The sequence below is a fragment of the Georgenia yuyongxinii genome, from assembly GCF_006352065.1.
Lineage (GTDB): Bacteria > Actinomycetota > Actinomycetes > Actinomycetales > Actinomycetaceae > Georgenia > Georgenia yuyongxinii.
On the sequence record NZ_CP040915.1, the window covers coordinates 2,883,602 to 2,899,828 of the forward strand.

Genomic DNA, 16,227 nt, shown 5'->3' on the forward strand with positions numbered 1-16,227 from the left:
CGCCGCGAGAGGCGCGGCCGAGGCCGCGGACCGCAGGGGCTCAGCTGGGGCTACGCGGCGGACTCGTCCTTGCGGGGGCGGCCGCGTCCGCGCTTGCGCGCCACGACGACGCCGTCCTGGAACACCTCGCCGCCCCACACACCCCACGGCTCGCCGCGATCGAGGGCGCCCTCGAGGCATGCCTCACGCACGGGGCAGGTGCGGCACACCGCCTTGGCGCGCTCGACGTCGGCGGTGCGCTCGGCGAACCACAGGTCGGTGTCCTCGGCCTGCTGGCAGGGGGTGATGGCACCGGGTGACGCCGGGGTGGACAGCACGCCCCAGCCGGCGTCGCCGGTGAGGCTGTGCTCTGCGGTGGTGCTGGGCAGGGCCGGCCAGGACACGGACGTTCCTTGGCTGATCTGGTCGAGTAGGGCGGTGAGCTGCACGGAAGTGCTCCTGGGTTTCGTTCACTTGTCCGGGGCGTGGGCCCGCGTGACCGTCGCAGAACGACGGCGGCCGCGAGTCCCATTGAGGGTCCGCGGCCGGTGAACCTGCAGCTCGTGCAGTCTTAGTTCCGGGGGGCGGTTCCCTGGGAGGTGCCGATGGGCGCGATGCGACGACGCACCTTTGCCACGGCGGGGCCAGCGATGAAGGGGCAGGCATCGGACGCCGGCGTGTACACGGCGAGCTTGTTGCTCATCACCTCTGACACCTCCTTCGGCAGCGGGGATCCCTTTTGCTGGCTAGGCGGGGACCCGATCAACTCGGACACGTAGGACCCTAGACCCGGGTCAAGGAGCCGGGCAACGCATTATTCGAGATTCGCCCAGATTTCACCCGGGAGGATGAGCCGGGCTCGTCCCTCAGGACGATTCCCGGCCCGCGTACCGGCCCAGGCAGCACCGCGCCGCGGCACCGTCATCATGGCGGCGCCGTCAGCGCCGTCCGTCGGCGCCGCCCGTCAGCGCGCCAACCACTCCTGGACATCGATGTCCTCACCGCGCACGACGGCGAGCACCTGCGGCCCGTACGCCTCCAGCTTGCTCGCGCCGATGCCTCTCAGCACCGCGAGCTGGCGTAGGTCCTTCGGTTTGGCGGTGGCGATCGCCTGCAGTGTGGTGTCGTGCAGCACCGTGTACGCCGGCTTGCTGACGGCGCGCGCCACCTCACCGCGCCAGTTCCGCAGCCGCTCGAACAGCTCCGCGTCCTTCGGGTTGTCCTCCATGAACCCCTCGGTGCGCGCCTTGGCGGCGGCGCGGCGGGAGAGCTTGCCGGAACGGAATCCGTCTGCGCCGTCGGGCCAGACGCCGTCGAGGAAGCGTGACCGCTTCCGCGAGGCCCGCCCGCCCACGGTGCGGGCCCGCGCGAAGGACAGCTGCAGGTGCTCACGGGCGCGGGTGATACCGACGTACAGCAGCCGCCGCTCCTCGGCGATCGCGTCCTCCCCCTCGGCGAGCGAGATGGGCAGCAGGCCCTCGGAGACCCCGACGAGGAACACGGCGTCCCACTCCAGGCCCTTCGCGGCGTGCAGGCTGGCCAGCGTGACGCCGGCGACCGTGGGGGCGTGCTGGGCGGCCATGCGGTCGTCGAGCTCGGCGATCAGGCCCACCATGTCGGCGCCGCGGCTGCTGTGCAGGTCATCGGCGAGGGTGACGAGGGAGTTGAGGGACTCCCAGCGCTCGCGCACCGCACCGCGGGCCGAGGGTGGCTCCGCGGACCAGCCCACCGACGACAGCACGTCGCGCACCGCCTCGGTCAGGGGCTGGTCGGCGCTGGAGCGGGCGGCACCGCGCAGCAGCACGATGGCCTCGCGCACCTCGCGACGGGAGAAGAAGCGCTCGCCGCCGCGCACGAGGTAGCCGATGCCCGCGTCTGCGAGGGCCTGCTCCAGCGCCTCGGACTGGCTGTTGGTGCGGTAGAGGACGGCGATCTCGTTCAGCGGCACCCCCTCACGCTGGAGGGCGCCGACGCGCTCGGCGACGCCGCGCGCCTCCGCCAGGTCGTCGTCGTAGGTCTCGAAGCGCACCGGGACCGAGGAGGGGCGCTGGGCCACGAGCTCGACGGCGGCGGACGAGAGGTGCCGGCCGGCCCGGGCGAGGACCCGGTTGGCGAGGTCCACCACCTGTGGGGTGGAGCGGTAGTCGCGTACCAGCCGCACCACCTGCGCACCCTCGTAGCGGCGGGAAAAGTCGGTGAGGTAGGAGGGGGTGGCCCCGGTGAAGGAGTAGATGGTCTGCGAGACGTCGCCGACCACGCAGATCTCCCGGCGGTTGCCCAGCCACAGGTCGAGCAGGCGCTGCTGGAGCGGGGAGACGTCCTGGTACTCGTCGACCACGAAGTGTCGGTACTGGCGGCGCACCTCGGCGGCGACGTCCTCGCGTTCGAGCAGGATGCCCACGAGGAGGAGCAGGACGTCCTCGAAGTCGATGACGCCGCGCTCGTTCTTGACGTCCTCGTACACGGAGATGAGCCGGGTGATCGTGGCGTGGTCGTGGCCGGCCGCGCCCTCCCGGCCGGTGCTGGCGGCCTTGGCGGCGTAGTCCTCCGCCGTGACGAGGGAGACCTTGGACCATTCCACCTCGCCGGCGAGGTCCCGGATCGCGACCCGGTCCGCGCCCAGGCCGAGCCGGCCGGCGGCCTCGGCCACCAGGGAGGCCTTGTGCTCGGCGATGCGCGGCAGCGTGCCGCCGATCGCCGTGGGCCAGAAGTAGGAGAGCTGGCGCAGAGCGGCGGCGTGGAAGGTGCGGGCCTGGACTCCGCCGACGCCGAGGTCGCGCAGCCGCGAGCGCATCTCACCGGCGGCGCGGGCGGTGAACGTCACGGCGAGCACGGTGTTCGGGCTGTAGACGCCGGACCGCACGCCGTTGGCGATGCGGTAGGTGATGGCTCGGGTCTTCCCGGTCCCCGCACCTGCCAGCACGCACAACGGGCCGGTGAGGTGCTCGGCCACGGCGCGCTGGTCGTCGTCCAGGGCCGCCAGCAGTTCGTCGGTACTCATCCCGGCCAGTCTCTCAGCCGCCACGGACATCGTCCGGCCGCGGCCGGTCGGCGGTGCACGGCGAGGTCCGTCGACGCTCTCCACCGATGCGCGGCGGCGTGGATCGCCGGGGCCGTGTCGTCGCGTACCGGTGAGACGCATCACTTCCGCGCACGCGCCCGCGCCGTCGGGAAGAATCGGAACGGAAGTGACGTTTGAGCGGGCAACGACGGAGAGGAGTCCTCATGACGACGCAGGCGCCCGAGGCCGGCACGATCACCATGTACTCGACCACCTGGTGCGGCTACTGCCGCCGGCTGAAGACCCAGCTGGACAGCGAGGGCATCGCTTACACCGAGGTCAACATCGAGGAGGACGAGACCTCGGCGAAGTTCGTCGAGTCCGTCAACGACGGCAACCAGACCGTCCCCACGGTCGTGTTCCCGGACGGCTCGGCCGCGACCAACCCCTCGCTCTCCGAGGTCCGCAAGCGCCTGGCGACCGCCAACTGACTCCGGTCGGCCCCGCCCACCTCTGGTGGGCGGGGCCGACCTCTGCCCGGTCGCCGGTGCCCGTGCGGTGCCGCAGCCCGAAGCCGTTCACCGCAGCGGGCCGCCGAACCACTCCTCGATGAGCGCGAGCGCGATGGAGGAACGCATCGGCAGCAGCACCTCGCCGTCGCGCACCGCGGCGGAGAGCTCCTCCCGCGAGAAGAACCGGGCGGCGGTGATCTCCACGCCGTCGACGCTGACGTCGGTGCTCGCCCCCTCGGCCACCTTCGCGCGGAAGCCCAGCATCAACGACGCTGGGAACGGCCACGGCTGAGAGGCCCTGAACTCCACCTCGCCGACGGCGATCCCCGCCTCCTCCGCGACCTCGCGCCGCACCGCGGCCTCGATCGACTCCCCCGGCTCGACGTAGCCGGCGAGGGTCGAGTACCGGCGGGCCGGCCAGTGCGCGGCGTGCCCGAGGAGGACGCGGTCCTCGGCGTCGGTCACCGCCATGATCACCGCTGGATCGGTGCGCGGGTAGTGCAGGGAGTGGTCGGCGGTGCAGCGACGCACCCAGCCCGCCTCCACCACCTCGGTCATCTCCCCGCACCGGGGGCACCGCGGGTGCCGCGCGTGCCAGGCGGCCAGGGCGACGGCGGTCGTCGCCAGGCCGGCGTCGCGGTCGGGTAGGGCGTCTCCCACGTCGCGCAGGTGCGAGAACGTCAGCCCGTCGACGAAGCCCACCAGTGCGGCGTCCTCCTGGATCGGGACGCCGTCGAGGTCTCGCTCCTCCCCCAGCGTCTCGGGCAGGGTCAGGGCGAGGTAGGCGCCGTCGGCGTCCTTGCCGAGGTAGGTGAGGTGCTCGGGGTCCCAGGTGGCGCCCGCGACGTCGGACGGGGCGTGCAGGTCCAGGGCGCCGTCCCGGGAGGCCACCAGCCCGCGCCGCAGCAGGAGCACCCGGGTGGTGGGCGCGGAGACGAGCGCCGCGACGACGCCGGGCCGCGTCCGTGCCGCGGCATCGAGGTCGACGGTGGAGCGGGCCAGCGGAAGATCGTGCACCACCTCACCGTAGGGCGTCCGGGCGGACCGGAGGGGGCAGCTGCCACTGGAGTGGTCAGCTTCCATCGGACCTCCGGGCGGACCGGAGGGTCAGCTGCCACTGGAGTGGTCAGCTTCCATCGGACCTCCGGACGGACCGAACGGGTCACCCGCCGTCGAGCACACCTGCCACGTCCGAGATCAGCCAGGCCTGCTCCGCGGTGGCCCCGGAGAATACGACGAGCAGATCGGCGCCGACCGCATGGACGGACGCGCCGTCGTACGCGCCGCGGCTTGGCAGCCGGGCCCACCGCCAGTCCTCGCCCTCGCGTGAGAGCCACACCACCGGGCCTTCGTGCTCGGGAGTGCTCAGGTGCCCGGCGGCGGCGAGACCGCCCTCGACCTCGTGCGCGGCGTGGCGGACGACGCCGTCGGGCAGGCGGCCGGACTCCTCGACGGCGAGCCCGTCGCCGCTGCGCCAGGTCACCGTGGCGCCGGCCGCGCTCCCGCCGATGACGAGTCCGTCCGGGCCTGTGCGGCACCACGAGAACGCGGTCCCGACGGCACCGGCGTGGCCCCGCGTCCACACGCCCTCGACCAGCCGCCATATCGCCGCCCGTGTGCCGTCGACGTCGTCGTCCGACCAGCCCACGGCAACCAGTCCACCGTCGGGAAGCTCACAGACGTCCCTCATGGCGGAGTCGTCGCCCTCGTCGGCGTAGTCGCCGGCCATCGGGTCCAGGTACGGCCGTCCGTGGAGGTCCAGACCATCGCCGTCCGCGCCTCGTCGAAGAACAGGGTGGGTGCCACCCGGCCGAGCGCGTACCAGCTCAGGGCGACGTGTTCGAGGTGGGTGGCGTACACGAACCCACCGCCGGTGATGCCGGTGACCGCCTCCCACGGGGCGCCGGGCGCCGTCCGTACCCAGCCGGCGGTGTGCACGTCCGGGTCGCCCGCGCGGCCGGCGCCCAAGAGCACCGTGACGCCGTCCGCGTCGGCGCCAGACCCCGCGCCCGCGTCCGCGACTGCACCTGCGCCTGGGCCTACGCCTGGGCCTGCGAGGGAGGTCACCTTCGCGTACTGGCCGAGCCCGTCTGGCCCCCACGGTCCCGGGCGCACCCGGGCGCCGTCGAGCACCATCGGCGCGGCGGCGGTCCCGGTGGCCCACCCCTCCTCGAGCTCCTCGAAGTACGGACGGGACCCGACGACCCCGACGACGTCGTCGACCACGTGCACCGAGTCGACGCGGGCGGGGCGCACTGTGCCGGCCAGCGGGTGCGCCTCCAGCAGTCCGGTAGGCGACAGGGCCTGGACCTCGGCCGAGTTGGCGAAGTGGACGAGGAACCAGTCGTCGCCGTCGGGCGAGTGCCACGTCATCCCCGCGGCGTCCGCCCCGTCCACCGGCTTGCTGCGGTCCCACGCCTCCCACCTTCCCGGCGCGACACGCTCGACGGCGACCAGGTCCCGGCCCGGCGCGAGGGACGCCGCGGCGGTGACCGTGGCGTCGGCGATCGGGCGGCCGAGGGAGACGTCGTCCGACGGCTCATGCCAGGTGCCGAACTTGTCGAGGTCGAATGCCTCGGCCACCCACGTCAGCCCGTCCGCTGAGGACCAGGCCGCCGGAGACCTTGCACCACGGGTCTCGTCGTGCGCCGAGCCGGTGGCGACGTAGTCGGTACCGCTCCACACCGCCCCGGCTACGGCGGAGCGGGCTGCGGCGATCGGGTGCGGGCCCTGCCAGGTGCGGCCGGCGTCGTCGGAGACATAGGCGACCGCTGTCGACGGCCCTCCGGCGCGCCGCAGCTGGGCGGTGACGAGCAGCTGATCGCCGTGCCCGGAGGCGGAGGTCAGTGTCAGCTCCTCTTCCGCGGCGGACGGTGGCAGCGCCACCACCCGCACGTCGGTGGCGTCCTCGGCATCGACGACGACGGCCCACGCGGTCTCGTCCACGTCCTCCCCCACCGCGACCAGCGTGCTACCCACGACGCCGACGGCGTCGAAGCGCACTGCGCTCGCCGCGTCGCCGAGCGTGACGCTGCCGAATGTGCGGCGGTTGGGCGCGAGGGAGAGGAAACCCCGCTGTTGGGTGCCGTCCGAGGACCATCCCGCGACGGCGAGGATCTCTCCCGAGGACGCGCCGCTCACGCTCTCCACGTGGCCGTCGATGCCGAGCCGGCCGGGTTCGATGGCACCTTCGAGGTCGAGTCGCCACACGCCGACGTCCGCCGGTCTTCCCGGTTCCTCCACGACGCCCACGGCGACCGGAACCGGCCGGGTCCCGTGCCCGGGGAGCAAGGTCCAGCTCCACGCGGCCGGGCCGGTGGAACGGGTCTCGGGCGGCAGCGCGACCTCGGTCAGCGGGACGTCGATCCGTTGTGACGACGGCTGGTCGGGCGGCGGGGCGCTCTCCGCCTGCCCGCTCGTGCAGCCGGCGAGGGCGAGGAGCGCCACCAGGGACGTCACGAGCGCCCTCCGTGCCGACATGGTCGAGCGGGCCTGCCCCATGTGACCTCCGTGGTTGCGCACTTGTCGGTCGGTGTCGGGCTCAACGTACGGATCGAGGTGGGCCCAGGGATACGGGGGCAATGCCACCTGTGGACAGAGCCGGGCCAGCTCGTGCGACGTCGTCGTGGGTGCGCCACCCTCGCGGCTGCCGGTCGCCGTCGTCGCCACGTTGTGAGGCCCAGACCCGCAGGTGTGACGGGGCCCTAACCCGCAGACCTTTCATCCTGTTCGGCAACCGCACCGCGCCCTACGCTCGATAGCAAGATCGCTTTCCGCAAAGGAGCGGACGATGTCACGTGCGTACGACTTCTCTTCCCACCTTCCCGTCCTCGCGGATTTCTCCGCCGAGGACCGCAGGCTCGCCGAGGAGGCGCTCCGGGAGCGCGTCGCCGCACGACGCAACGCGAACGACGCGCGGGCCCGGGCGGCCGAGGAGCTGACCCGCGCCGTCGACGCGCGACTGGTCGGGCTGCTCGGCGGCGAAGGTCTGACCCAGCTGCGCCGCGCGCTGCGCCGCGAGCAGCTCGACCTTCGCGGTCTCCGCGAACCCCCTCAAGGCCTCTGGCTCGACCACCAGGAGGCGAACGCCGCCCGCAAGGCCCGCGTCGCCGCCCTCCTGCGCGGGCTCGGCGCGGACCTCCCGGACCTGCGACGGATAGCGACGGAGACCACACCGACCTGGCGACGGATCGTCGAGAGCATCCCCGACCGGTCGACCCCGGGGTTGAGCGTGGCGAGGAACCTCGACGCCTGGCTGGAACTCTCACCGCTTCACAAGCAACCGCTGCCGTGGGGTGGAGGCGGCCCCGACACGATCTTCGGGTGGCAGATCTACCGACCGCCGTTCGCCGACTTCGTCACCTCCTTCGAACCGCTGGCTTCCAGCGGCTTCCGCGTCGAGCGGCTCCACACCGTGCACCCGTATGCCGGACTCGTCGGCAACGACACCCGCATGGACTGCGACGACGCCAGCAACTGGGACTACGCGCACGCGATGGTCGAGACGCAGGTCGCGTTCGCGTTCGTGCCACCTGTCACCGGGCAGGTTGAGGTGCTCATCGACGCGCAGTGCGCTGTCGGCACACATGACTTGCGCACCGAGAACGAGTTCGGCTTCTCCACGCACTGGACGTACCAGAAGAACTACCTGATGGCCGACGTGCTCCATCCCGACGTGGCTGGACCATCGTTGGCCCTGATGTCCCAGACCTACTCCGAGACCGAGGAGGACGAGACGATCCACCGCGAGAACGTCTGGCCCGGCCAGCACTACTACGCCCGACTCTTCAGCACCGGACGCGTCCCCGGCGGGCAGTCGGTCATCGTGACCGTAGGCACGCGGACCTTCGACATCACCCGCGCTGACGACATGGAGGTCCACAGCCGCACCAACTTCCGCTGGTTCATCAGCTCCGTCGAGGTGCGGATATCACCCGAAGGCGGCGTTCTGGACCCCAGCCCGGCGTGATCGCGCCGTGCCAACGAGGATGAAGGAGTAGCCCATGGACGACCGCCGGCTCACCGACTGGATGGAGGGCTACGTACGGGCCTGGAACTCCAACGATCCGGCCGACATCGAGGCACTGTTCACCGAGGACGCCGTCTACCTGACGGAGCCGTATGCCGAGCCTTGGCAGGGCCGGAAGGCGATTGTGCGCGGGTGGCTCGAGATCAAGGATGAGCCTGGCCAGACCACGTTCCGGTGGGAACCGCTCGCAGTCGACCACGATCTCCACCTCATCGAGGGCCGCACTGAGTACCACGTCGATCCACCTCGCAACTACCGCAACCTCTGGGCGATTCGACTAGACGGTGAGGGCCGGTGCTCCGAGTTCACGGAGTGGTGGATGAAGGAGCCGCTGCCTGAGTGACGGCCGCCCGGATCGGCGGCTCTGGAACTGACGTTGATCGGCGGCTCTGGAACTGACGTTGCGGGAATCGCGTTCAGGCGGCGAGCTCGACGTTACCGATGACGCTGCCGTCCTTGCGGAGGAACACCCACTGACCGTTGCGTCGCTCGATACTGATGCCCTGAGCGTGGACGTAGTCGTGGTGGAACCAGCAAAGGAGGATGCCCAGTCTGACGCTGGTGGTCCCGAACTGCGCCCACCACCAGATCGAGTGGTGAATTTCCCCCTCACCCGGGGGCGCGTTGCACCGGGGGTACTGACATCGCTTGTCGCGGGCGATGATCGCCCTGGTCTGGGCGGCGGTGAACAGGCGCTTCTCCCGCCCGACGTCCAGCACCTCTGACTCAGGCCCGAAGACCACGCGGTGCATGTTGCTGGCGCATGCGAGCCTGCCCAGCAGCGCCGGTGGGATCGGGGAGCCGTCCTCGAAGGTGGCGGGTTCGACGCCGGACATCATCGCCGGGTCCAGCTCGGTGCCGATGGCGAGAGCCGCACCGCAGTCACAGGCGCCTTGGTCTTCGCCGTCATGCTGGTGCGTCGTAGCGGCGGCAAGCGCGGCGGTCGTGTCCGGTGCGGCGGTGGGAGTCGACGCGTGGTCCGCGAACCGGGAGCCGTCGGGCGCCATCCCGAACACGGCGCCCGGGTAGGTGCCGATCGTGCGGCAACCGGGACGGTGCTTCGGCGCGGACGCGGCGATCAGTCGCTGGAGGGTCTCGAAGGGCACCGTGACCGACAGGTGCGGCCGAATGCGAGCGCCCGGGCGTAGCACACCGGAGTCCAGTGCAAGGCTCGCGAGCCCGGTCAGGGCCGCTGCCCGCCGCTGGGCCGGTGTGCGGCTGTCGCCTTTCGTCCGCGGGCCCATCCGCGCGTCCAGCGCCGTCTGGAGCAGCTTGCCGTTCGCCGTGGAGAGCCATCCACTGGGGACGTAGCCGCCCGTGGTCTCGGCGAGGTGAAACTCCTCGGTGGCCATGTCCTCGCGGTACGCACGGTCGGCTGCCTCCGGGTCAGCCCGCAGACCCCACTGAGCGGCGGCGATGGCGAAGTCCGACGCATCGAGAGTTCGCGCGTACTCGAGCAGCATGTGCTCGCCAACCTCGGGGTCCACCAGCTTCTCGCGCCGGGACTCGGTGTTCGTGGTGTGACGGACGATCGCGCTGGCGTGATCGACGCTGATCTCCCCCGCGGCGAGAGCCTCGGCCGTCGCAGGCAGGTGGTCCCTCAGTGCCCGAGCCTGACGGATCTCCCGTGCGGCACTGGCGTGGTGCTTCCCCGACCGGCCGCGGTACCACGCGGCCATGGATCGGGCGCCGTCGACCGCCCAGGTGCCATCGGCTTCGATGGTGGCCAACGCCCGGGCAGTAAGGGCCTCGCTCTGCCGCTTGATCTTCTCCACCCGGTCCAGCACCTCGAGCACTGCCACGCCGTGGAGCTGGTGCAGCTCGATGGTGACCAGCTCCGCCAGCGTGGACTGGATCGTCGCCAGACCATTCACCAGGGCGGCGGCCGGCGTGCTCGATTCGTCTATCAATAACACCGTGACCACCCCCCTTTGGCGAACCAACTGCGAACAATCTATCGAACACACGTTCGACGCGCAAGAGGAAAGAGGCCTGTGGATTGAAGTTGCGACAGGGGTGATTGCTGCGAAGGAAGGAAGAAGAACTAAAAAAGGGGACCATCTTGACTGAAATGCTCGCGAACTCGCGTGGGACGGCGTCAGCGCGAACTTCCGTCACTGAACGCCGACGCTCCGGCGAAGTTGCGCCACTGAACTGCGAAGGCATCTATCGAGCACCAGCCCTTACCGGCCCGGACGCGGCGCACTCAAGCATGGACAGCGGCTCGCTTCACCCAACGGGGCCCCACCGGGAAGCGGTAAAAGGAAACCTAGGACCGGCTCCTGTGGAAATGGTGGCAAGAACAGCACATCGAGCCTGGCTATTGGCGCCGACACCCTTATTGCCATCATTCCCACAGAGCGGCAGCGAAGAGCACCACAACGCGGGAATGGACGCGACGACACCCAGCAGCAACCCACGTCAGAAATCAGCCGCCACGCGGCAAGAGCTAGACGTCTGCGCTGCGATCCGTCGCCGTGCTCGTACTCGGACGGTGCTCCGGGCGGGCCTGCCCGCGGCGAGCTCCGGAGATCGTGGCCTGGCCCAGCACACGGGTACCGGCGTAGGCCACGACCGACTGCCCGGGCGCGATACCGCGCAGCGGTGTGGCCAGTCGGACGTCGAGTCGACCACCCTCGGGACCCTGACCGCCCGCGCCTCCACCTGAGCCGTCACCCGTGCCGTCACCGGCGCCGTCACCCGCGCCTTCAACTGAGCCGTTACCCGCGCCGTCGTCGGCCGGACCCGCACCGGCCACCCGGCGCACCCGCGCCGCCACCGGGGCGCCGTGCGCGCGCACCTGAACCTCGACGTCGGTCCACTCCCCCGCCGCGACCTCGTCCGCGAGCCACACCGTCTGGTCGGCGGTCAACTCGTCCACGCTGAGGAGCTCGGCGGGCCCGACGACCACCTGGTTGGCCTGCGGCCGCACCTCGAGCACGTATCGGGGCCGGCCGTCGGCCGCGGGACGGGTCAGCCCGAGGCCCTTGCGCTGCCCGACCGTGTACGCGTAGGCCCCGTCGTGCCCGCCGAGCACCCGCCCGTCGGCGTCCACCACCTCACCCGGCCGGGAGCCGAGGTGAGACCTCAGGAAGCCCTGGGTGTCGCCGTCGGCCACGAAGCAGATGTCGTAGGAGTCGGGCTTCGCGGACACCGAGAGGCCGCGGGCGGCCGCCTCCGCGCGCACCTCGGCCTTCGACGGAACGTCGCCGAGCGGGAACAGCGAGCGCGCGAGCCGCTCGGGCCCCATGACGGCCAGGACGTAGGACTGGTCCTTCTCCGGGTCGGCGGCGCGGTGCAGCTCACGACGCGGCCCACCCACGCCGTCGGGCACCTCGGCGATGCGCGCGTAGTGCCCGGTGGCGACCGCGTCGAAGCCGAGCGCGATCCCACGGTCGAGCAGGGCGGAGAACTTGATGTGCTCGTTGCAGCGCACGCACGGGTTCGGAGTGCGGCCGGCGGCGTACTCGTCTAGGAAGTCGGCCACGACCGTCTCCTCGAACTCCTCCGACAGGTCCCACACGTAGTACGGGATGCCGAGGACGTCGGCGGCGCGGCGCGCGTCCCCGGCGTCCTCGATCGAGCAGCACCCGCGCGAGCCGTTGCGGTGCTGGGCACGCGAGCGGGACAGCGCCATGTGCACGCCGACGACGTCGTGGCCGGCGTCGACGGCGCGGGCGGCGGCGACGGCGGAGTCCACCCCGCCGGACAGGGCGGCCAGGACGCGCATCAGCGGTCCTCCGCGTCACGAACGGCCTGTCCGCGGTCGGCGGGGGTGCCCGCGGCGGTCACGACCACCGGGCGGGAGCCCGCGCGGCGCGTGGCGTGCGCCCGGCGGGCGTTCTCGACCACTCCGGCCAGGACCGCTACCGCAGCGTCCACGTCCGCCGCGGTGGTGGTGCGGCCGAGCGAGAAGCGCACCGCCGAGCGGGCCTGCTCCTCGGTGTGGCCCATGGCGAGCAGCACGTGCGAGGCCTCGTGCACGCCCGCCTGGCACGCCGACCCGGACGACGCGTCGATCCCGGCCATGTCCAGCCCGAAGAGCAGGGCGTCGGCGTCGGCTCCCTCGACGGTGAGGTGGGTGGTGCCGGGCAGCCGGGCTCCGTCGTCGGCCGGGCCGGTCAGGTGCACGCCGGGCACGGTGAGCGCGGCGGCCACGAGCCGGCCGCGCAGCTCGCGCAGCCGGACGGCCTCCGCCTCGTGCTCGGCGACGGCGGCACTGACCGCGAGCGCCAAGGCGCGCGCCCCGGCCACGGCAAGGGTGCCCGAACGGACGCCACGCTCCTGCCCCCCGCCATGCTCGACCGGGGCAAGGGCGAGCCCCCGCCTGGCGAGGAGGGCGCCGGTGCCCACAGGTGCGCCCAGCTTGTGGCCGGACAGGCTCAGCGCGTCGAGCCCGGACGCGTCGAATCGAACCGTGACGTGCCCGACGGCCTGCACGGCGTCGGAGTGCACCGGGACCCCGGCGGCGTGGGCGAGCGCCACCACCCGTTCCACGGGCTGAAGCACCCCGGTCTCGTTGTTCGCCCACATGACGCTCACGAGCGCGGTCTCCTGGCCGTGCGCCGCCAAGTGGCGTTCCAGCGCGGCGACGTCGAGCACGCCGTCGTCCCCGACGCCGAGGACGTCCAGCTCAGCGCCGTCGTGGGCGGCGAGCCAGCTGCCGGCCTCGAGGACAGCGTGGTGCTCGACGGCGGAGATCGCCAAGCGCGTGCGTCGCGGATCGGCGCCGCGGCCGGCCCAGAACGCACCCTTGACGGCAAGGTTGTCGGCCTCGGTACCGCCCGAGGTGAAAAGAACCTCCGCCGGCTCCGCGCCGAGGGCCGCGGCGAGCTGCTCGCGAGCCTCCTCCAGGCGCCGGCGGGCCTCGCGGCCGGCGGCGTGCAGCGACGACGGGTTGCCGAGCCGGGTGAGCTCTTCCGCGTACACGGCGGCCACCTCGGGGCGTACCGCCGTCGTGGCCGCATGGTCGAGGTAGTGCCGGGTGCCGCTCACGGTCACCCAGTGTAAAGACTCGCGCCCCGCCCCCGCTGCAGGCCCCCGCCGTCACAGGCCCCCCGCCGCGACAGGCCCTCGCTGCGGCGGGAGGATCGTCCTGCACGCGCCGCACCGATCGACGTCGACCGGGACAGCCCGCCGGCGTCAGGGAAGGAACCCCATGGCCACGTACAAGATCGGCTACTTCGTAGGCAGTCTGGCCGCCGCGTCCATCAACCGGACCCTGTCCAAGGCGGTGATCCAGCTGTCGCCGCCGGAGCTGGAGTTCACCGAGATCCCGATCAAGGACCTCCCGCTCTACAGCTGGGACTACGACAACGACTACCCGCCCGAGGGCCGTGCCCTCAAGGAGGCGATCGAGGCCTCAGACGGCATCCTCTTCGTCTCCCCGGAGTACAACCGCTCGATCCCCGGCGCGCTGAAGAACGCCATCGACTGGGGCTCGCGGCCCTGGGGTCAAAACTCCTTCGCGCGCAAGCCCACCGCCATCATCGGCACGTCCCCGGGCGGCATCGGCACCGCCGTCATGCAGTCCAACATGCGTAGCGTCCTGAGCTTCCTCGACGCCCCGCAGTTCAACTCGGAGGGGTACATCACGTTCGACGCCGACGCCTACAACGAGAACGGCGAGTGCACGGACGAGTCGACGGCGGGCTTCCTGCGGCACTACATGTCGGAGTTCGCGGCGTTCGTCGAGCGCGTGCTCGTCGCGAACGCGCCCGGGCACATCGGCGACGCCGAGGTCGACTACGCCCGGAAGTAGAGCCGCCCACCGTCTGGCGCCACCGAGCCGACAGCAGCCACTCCCGGCAGCTGCGCCGTCAACCGCACGGCCGACGGCGGCGGGAGACTCAGCCCCGCAACCGCCGGAGCTCTTCCAACGCCTGCGGCAGCACGTCGCCCAGGTCGCCCACGATCCCGAGGTCAGCCATCTCGAAGATGGGGGCCTCAGGATCGTTGTTGACGGCGATGATCGTCTCGGCGGCCTGCATGCCGGCCGTGTGGTGGATCGCGCCGCTGACACCGACGCCGATGTACAGGCGCGGCGCGATGGTCACCCCGGTCTGCCCGATCTGGGCCGCGTGGTCGATCCAGCCCTCGTCGGTGGCCACCCGGGTGGCGCCGACCGCGGCGCCGATCTCGTCGGCCAGCTCCTCCACGAGGCCGAAGTCGCCCTCCACGCCCCGCCCGCCGACGACGACGGCCTTGGCCTCGGCGAGCGGCGCGCGGCCGCCGCGGGGGTGCTCGGTGCGTGAGACGACCCGCACGGCCCTGGCGACCTCGGACAGCTCCACCGGGACCGGGACGACAGCAGGCTCGGCCGCGTCGACGGCGACGGCGTCGACGGAGGTGGGCTTGACGGCGATCACCGGCAGCCCCCGCCTGACGGTGCAGGTGGAGTCCCAGCTGCCCTGCAGCACCACCTTCGTCACCGCCAGGGAGCCGTCGTCGGCCACCTGCACGCCCGTGGCGTCGACGATCGCGCCGGAGCCCAGCGCGACCGCGAGCCGCGCAGCCACCTCCTTGCCGGCGAAGCTGGAGACCAGCAGCACGGCTGCGGGCTGGGTGCGGGCGACGACGGCGAGGACCGCCTCGGCGGCGACGGCGGCCACCTCGGCCGACTGGCCGCCCAGTTCGGGGACGGCGACCTCGGTGGCGCCGTAGCGCCCCAGCGCGGGCAGGTCTGGCGACTCGAGCGCGACGGCGACCACGTCGCCGTCGCCGGCCAGCGTGCGTGCGAGCGTGAGGACCTCGGCCGAGGGCGTGGTGAGGACGCCGCCAGAGTGGTCGACGACGACGAGGACGGGCTTGTTCAGCGCGGTCAATGTTCTCTCCTGCCTCAGACCAGCTTGTTCTCGACCAGGTACGCGGCGAGCTGCGTGCCGGCGTCGCCGGAGTCGGTGATGATCCGGCCCGACGTGCGGGCCGGGCGTGGCACGGCGGCGAGCACGCGGGTGCCTGCGCCGGCGGTGCCCACCTCAGGTCCGCCGTCGGCCTCGGCACCGGTGGTGGCGAGGCTGAGATCGTCGAGGTCCCAGATGGTCACGGGCTTCTTCTTGGCGGCCATGATCGCCTTGAAGTTGGGGTAGCGCGGCTCGTTGGCCTGGTCGGTGACGGAGAGGACGGCGGGCAGATCGGCGGCGAGCACCTCGTCGGCGTCGCCGATCGTGCGGGTGATCGTCACGGTGGTGCCCTCGAGCCGGACGTCGCCCGCCAGTGTCAGCTGGGGCAGCTCGAGGTCGGCCGCGAGCGCGGCGGGCAGCATCGCGGTGAGCCCGTCCATCGAGGCCATGCCGGTGACCACGAGATCCACCGGCGTCTCCTCACCCAGCTTGCGCACCGCGGCGGCGAGCACCCGGGCGGTGCCCACGACATCCGAGCCGGCGATGCGCTCGTCGTTGACGTGCACCCCCTGGGTCGCACCCATCTGCAGGGCGCGGCGGACGGCGTCGACGGCGTCGTCCGGGCCCATCGTCAGGGCGATGACCTCGCCGTCGGTCTCCTCGGCGAGGGTCACCGCGGCCTCGACCGCGTTCTCGTCAAGCTCGTTGAGCACGTCGTCCTCGCCGCGGACCAGGCGGCCGTCCGGGCCGAGGGTCCGTTCGGCCTGCAGGTCGGGGACATGCTTCACGCACACGACGATCCTCATGTCCCCAAGACTGCCACCCGTGCCGCTTGCGGCGAGAATCGCCAGCGGTCCCGGGAGC

The 16,227-nt window shown here is 72.0% G+C and carries 15 protein-coding genes; 5 read left to right on the forward strand and 10 right to left on the reverse strand.

The window, feature by feature from the left end:
* Positions 1-50: 50 nt before the first annotated feature.
* Positions 51-428: a WhiB family transcriptional regulator gene (locus FE374_RS19900; protein WP_139929647.1), complete on the reverse strand. Its 378-nt coding sequence runs from the start codon at positions 426-428 to the stop codon at positions 51-53.
* 515 nt (positions 429-943) lie between these two features.
* A complete protein-coding gene (locus FE374_RS13180) occupies positions 944-3,010 on the reverse strand; it encodes an ATP-dependent DNA helicase UvrD2 (RefSeq protein ID WP_139929648.1) in 2,067 nt (688 codons plus the stop codon).
* 194 nt (positions 3,011-3,204) lie between these two features.
* Between FE374_RS13180 and FE374_RS13185 the strand changes: the two genes are divergently transcribed.
* Positions 3,205-3,471: a mycoredoxin gene (locus tag FE374_RS13185; RefSeq protein WP_139929649.1), complete on the forward strand. Its 267-nt coding sequence runs from the start codon at positions 3,205-3,207 to the stop codon at positions 3,469-3,471.
* 87 nt (positions 3,472-3,558) lie between these two features.
* Here FE374_RS13185 and nudC read toward each other — a convergent pair whose 3' ends face one another.
* From nudC to FE374_RS13200, 3 genes are all read right to left on the reverse strand, one after another.
* Entirely contained in the window at positions 3,559-4,509 is a 951-nt protein-coding gene (nudC, locus tag FE374_RS13190; protein WP_330998416.1) for an NAD(+) diphosphatase, read from the reverse strand.
* A 145-nt stretch (positions 4,510-4,654) separates the two neighbouring features.
* Complete coding sequence (locus FE374_RS13195; RefSeq protein WP_139929651.1) at positions 4,655-5,221, reverse strand: hypothetical protein; 567 nt, start codon at positions 5,219-5,221, stop codon at positions 4,655-4,657.
* Positions 5,179-6,951: a hypothetical protein gene (locus FE374_RS13200; protein WP_139929652.1), complete on the reverse strand. Its 1,773-nt coding sequence runs from the start codon at positions 6,949-6,951 to the stop codon at positions 5,179-5,181. The genes FE374_RS13195 and FE374_RS13200 overlap by 43 nt, the downstream gene beginning before the upstream one ends.
* Positions 6,952-7,282: 331 nt before the next feature.
* Here FE374_RS13200 and FE374_RS13205 point away from each other — a divergent pair, with 331 nt between their 5' ends.
* Both FE374_RS13205 and FE374_RS13210 read left to right on the forward strand, forming a co-directional pair.
* Entirely contained in the window at positions 7,283-8,461 is a 1,179-nt protein-coding gene (locus FE374_RS13205) for a hypothetical protein (RefSeq protein ID WP_139929653.1), read from the forward strand.
* Between the two features lie 34 nt (positions 8,462-8,495).
* Positions 8,496-8,864: a nuclear transport factor 2 family protein gene (locus FE374_RS13210; RefSeq protein ID WP_139929654.1), complete on the forward strand. Its 369-nt coding sequence runs from the start codon at positions 8,496-8,498 to the stop codon at positions 8,862-8,864.
* 73 nt (positions 8,865-8,937) lie between these two features.
* Here FE374_RS13210 and FE374_RS13215 read toward each other — a convergent pair whose 3' ends face one another.
* Positions 8,938-10,437: an HNH endonuclease signature motif containing protein gene (locus FE374_RS13215; protein ID WP_139929655.1), complete on the reverse strand. Its 1,500-nt coding sequence runs from the start codon at positions 10,435-10,437 to the stop codon at positions 8,938-8,940.
* A 1-nt stretch (position 10,438) separates the two neighbouring features.
* Between FE374_RS13215 and FE374_RS19225 the strand changes: the two genes are divergently transcribed.
* A complete protein-coding gene (locus FE374_RS19225) occupies positions 10,439-10,591 on the forward strand; it encodes a hypothetical protein (protein ID WP_168205684.1) in 153 nt (50 codons plus the stop codon).
* A gap of 379 nt (positions 10,592-10,970) precedes the next feature.
* Here FE374_RS19225 and mnmA read toward each other — a convergent pair whose 3' ends face one another.
* Complete coding sequence (gene mnmA / locus FE374_RS13220; protein ID WP_139929656.1) at positions 10,971-12,251, reverse strand: tRNA 2-thiouridine(34) synthase MnmA; 1,281 nt, start codon at positions 12,249-12,251, stop codon at positions 10,971-10,973.
* A complete protein-coding gene (locus FE374_RS13225; RefSeq protein ID WP_139929657.1) occupies positions 12,251-13,516 on the reverse strand; it encodes a cysteine desulfurase family protein in 1,266 nt (421 codons plus the stop codon). Before FE374_RS13225 ends, mnmA begins: the two co-directional genes overlap by 1 nt.
* Before the next feature lie 163 nt (positions 13,517-13,679).
* On the opposite strand from FE374_RS13225, the gene FE374_RS13230 reads away from it, so the two are divergent.
* Positions 13,680-14,282 (forward strand): NADPH-dependent FMN reductase, encoded by a 603-nt coding sequence (locus FE374_RS13230; protein WP_139929658.1) that lies wholly within the window; start codon positions 13,680-13,682, stop codon positions 14,280-14,282.
* An 88-nt stretch (positions 14,283-14,370) separates the two neighbouring features.
* Here FE374_RS13230 and FE374_RS13235 read toward each other — a convergent pair whose 3' ends face one another.
* Entirely contained in the window at positions 14,371-15,345 is a 975-nt protein-coding gene (locus FE374_RS13235) for an electron transfer flavoprotein subunit alpha/FixB family protein (RefSeq protein ID WP_139929659.1), read from the reverse strand.
* A 14-nt stretch (positions 15,346-15,359) separates the two neighbouring features.
* A complete protein-coding gene (locus FE374_RS13240) occupies positions 15,360-16,169 on the reverse strand; it encodes an electron transfer flavoprotein subunit beta/FixA family protein (protein ID WP_139929660.1) in 810 nt (269 codons plus the stop codon).
* Between the last annotated feature and the right edge of the window lie 58 nt (positions 16,170-16,227).

What these genes read in the sequence shown, in the direction of transcription:
- FE374_RS13230 (WP_139929658.1), top strand. Translation starts at nt 13,680, where the DNA reads ATGGCCACGTACAAGATCGGCTACTTCGTAGGCAGTCTGGCCGCCGCG.
- FE374_RS13185 (WP_139929649.1), top strand. Translation starts at nt 3,205, where the DNA reads ATGACGACGCAGGCGCCCGAGGCCGGCACGATCACCATGTACTCGACC.
- FE374_RS13180 (WP_139929648.1), bottom strand. Translation starts at nt 3,010, where the DNA reads ATGTCCGTGGCGGCTGAGAGACTGGCCGGGATGAGTACCGACGAACTG.
- FE374_RS13240 (WP_139929660.1), bottom strand. Translation starts at nt 16,169, where the DNA reads ATGAGGATCGTCGTGTGCGTGAAGCATGTCCCCGACCTGCAGGCCGAA.
- FE374_RS13205 (WP_139929653.1), top strand. Translation starts at nt 7,283, where the DNA reads ATGTCACGTGCGTACGACTTCTCTTCCCACCTTCCCGTCCTCGCGGAT.
- mnmA (WP_139929656.1), bottom strand. Translation starts at nt 12,251, where the DNA reads ATGCGCGTCCTGGCCGCCCTGTCCGGCGGGGTGGACTCCGCCGTCGCC.
- FE374_RS13195 (WP_139929651.1), bottom strand. Translation starts at nt 5,221, where the DNA reads ATGGCCGGCGACTACGCCGACGAGGGCGACGACTCCGCCATGAGGGAC.
- FE374_RS13210 (WP_139929654.1), top strand. Translation starts at nt 8,496, where the DNA reads ATGGACGACCGCCGGCTCACCGACTGGATGGAGGGCTACGTACGGGCC.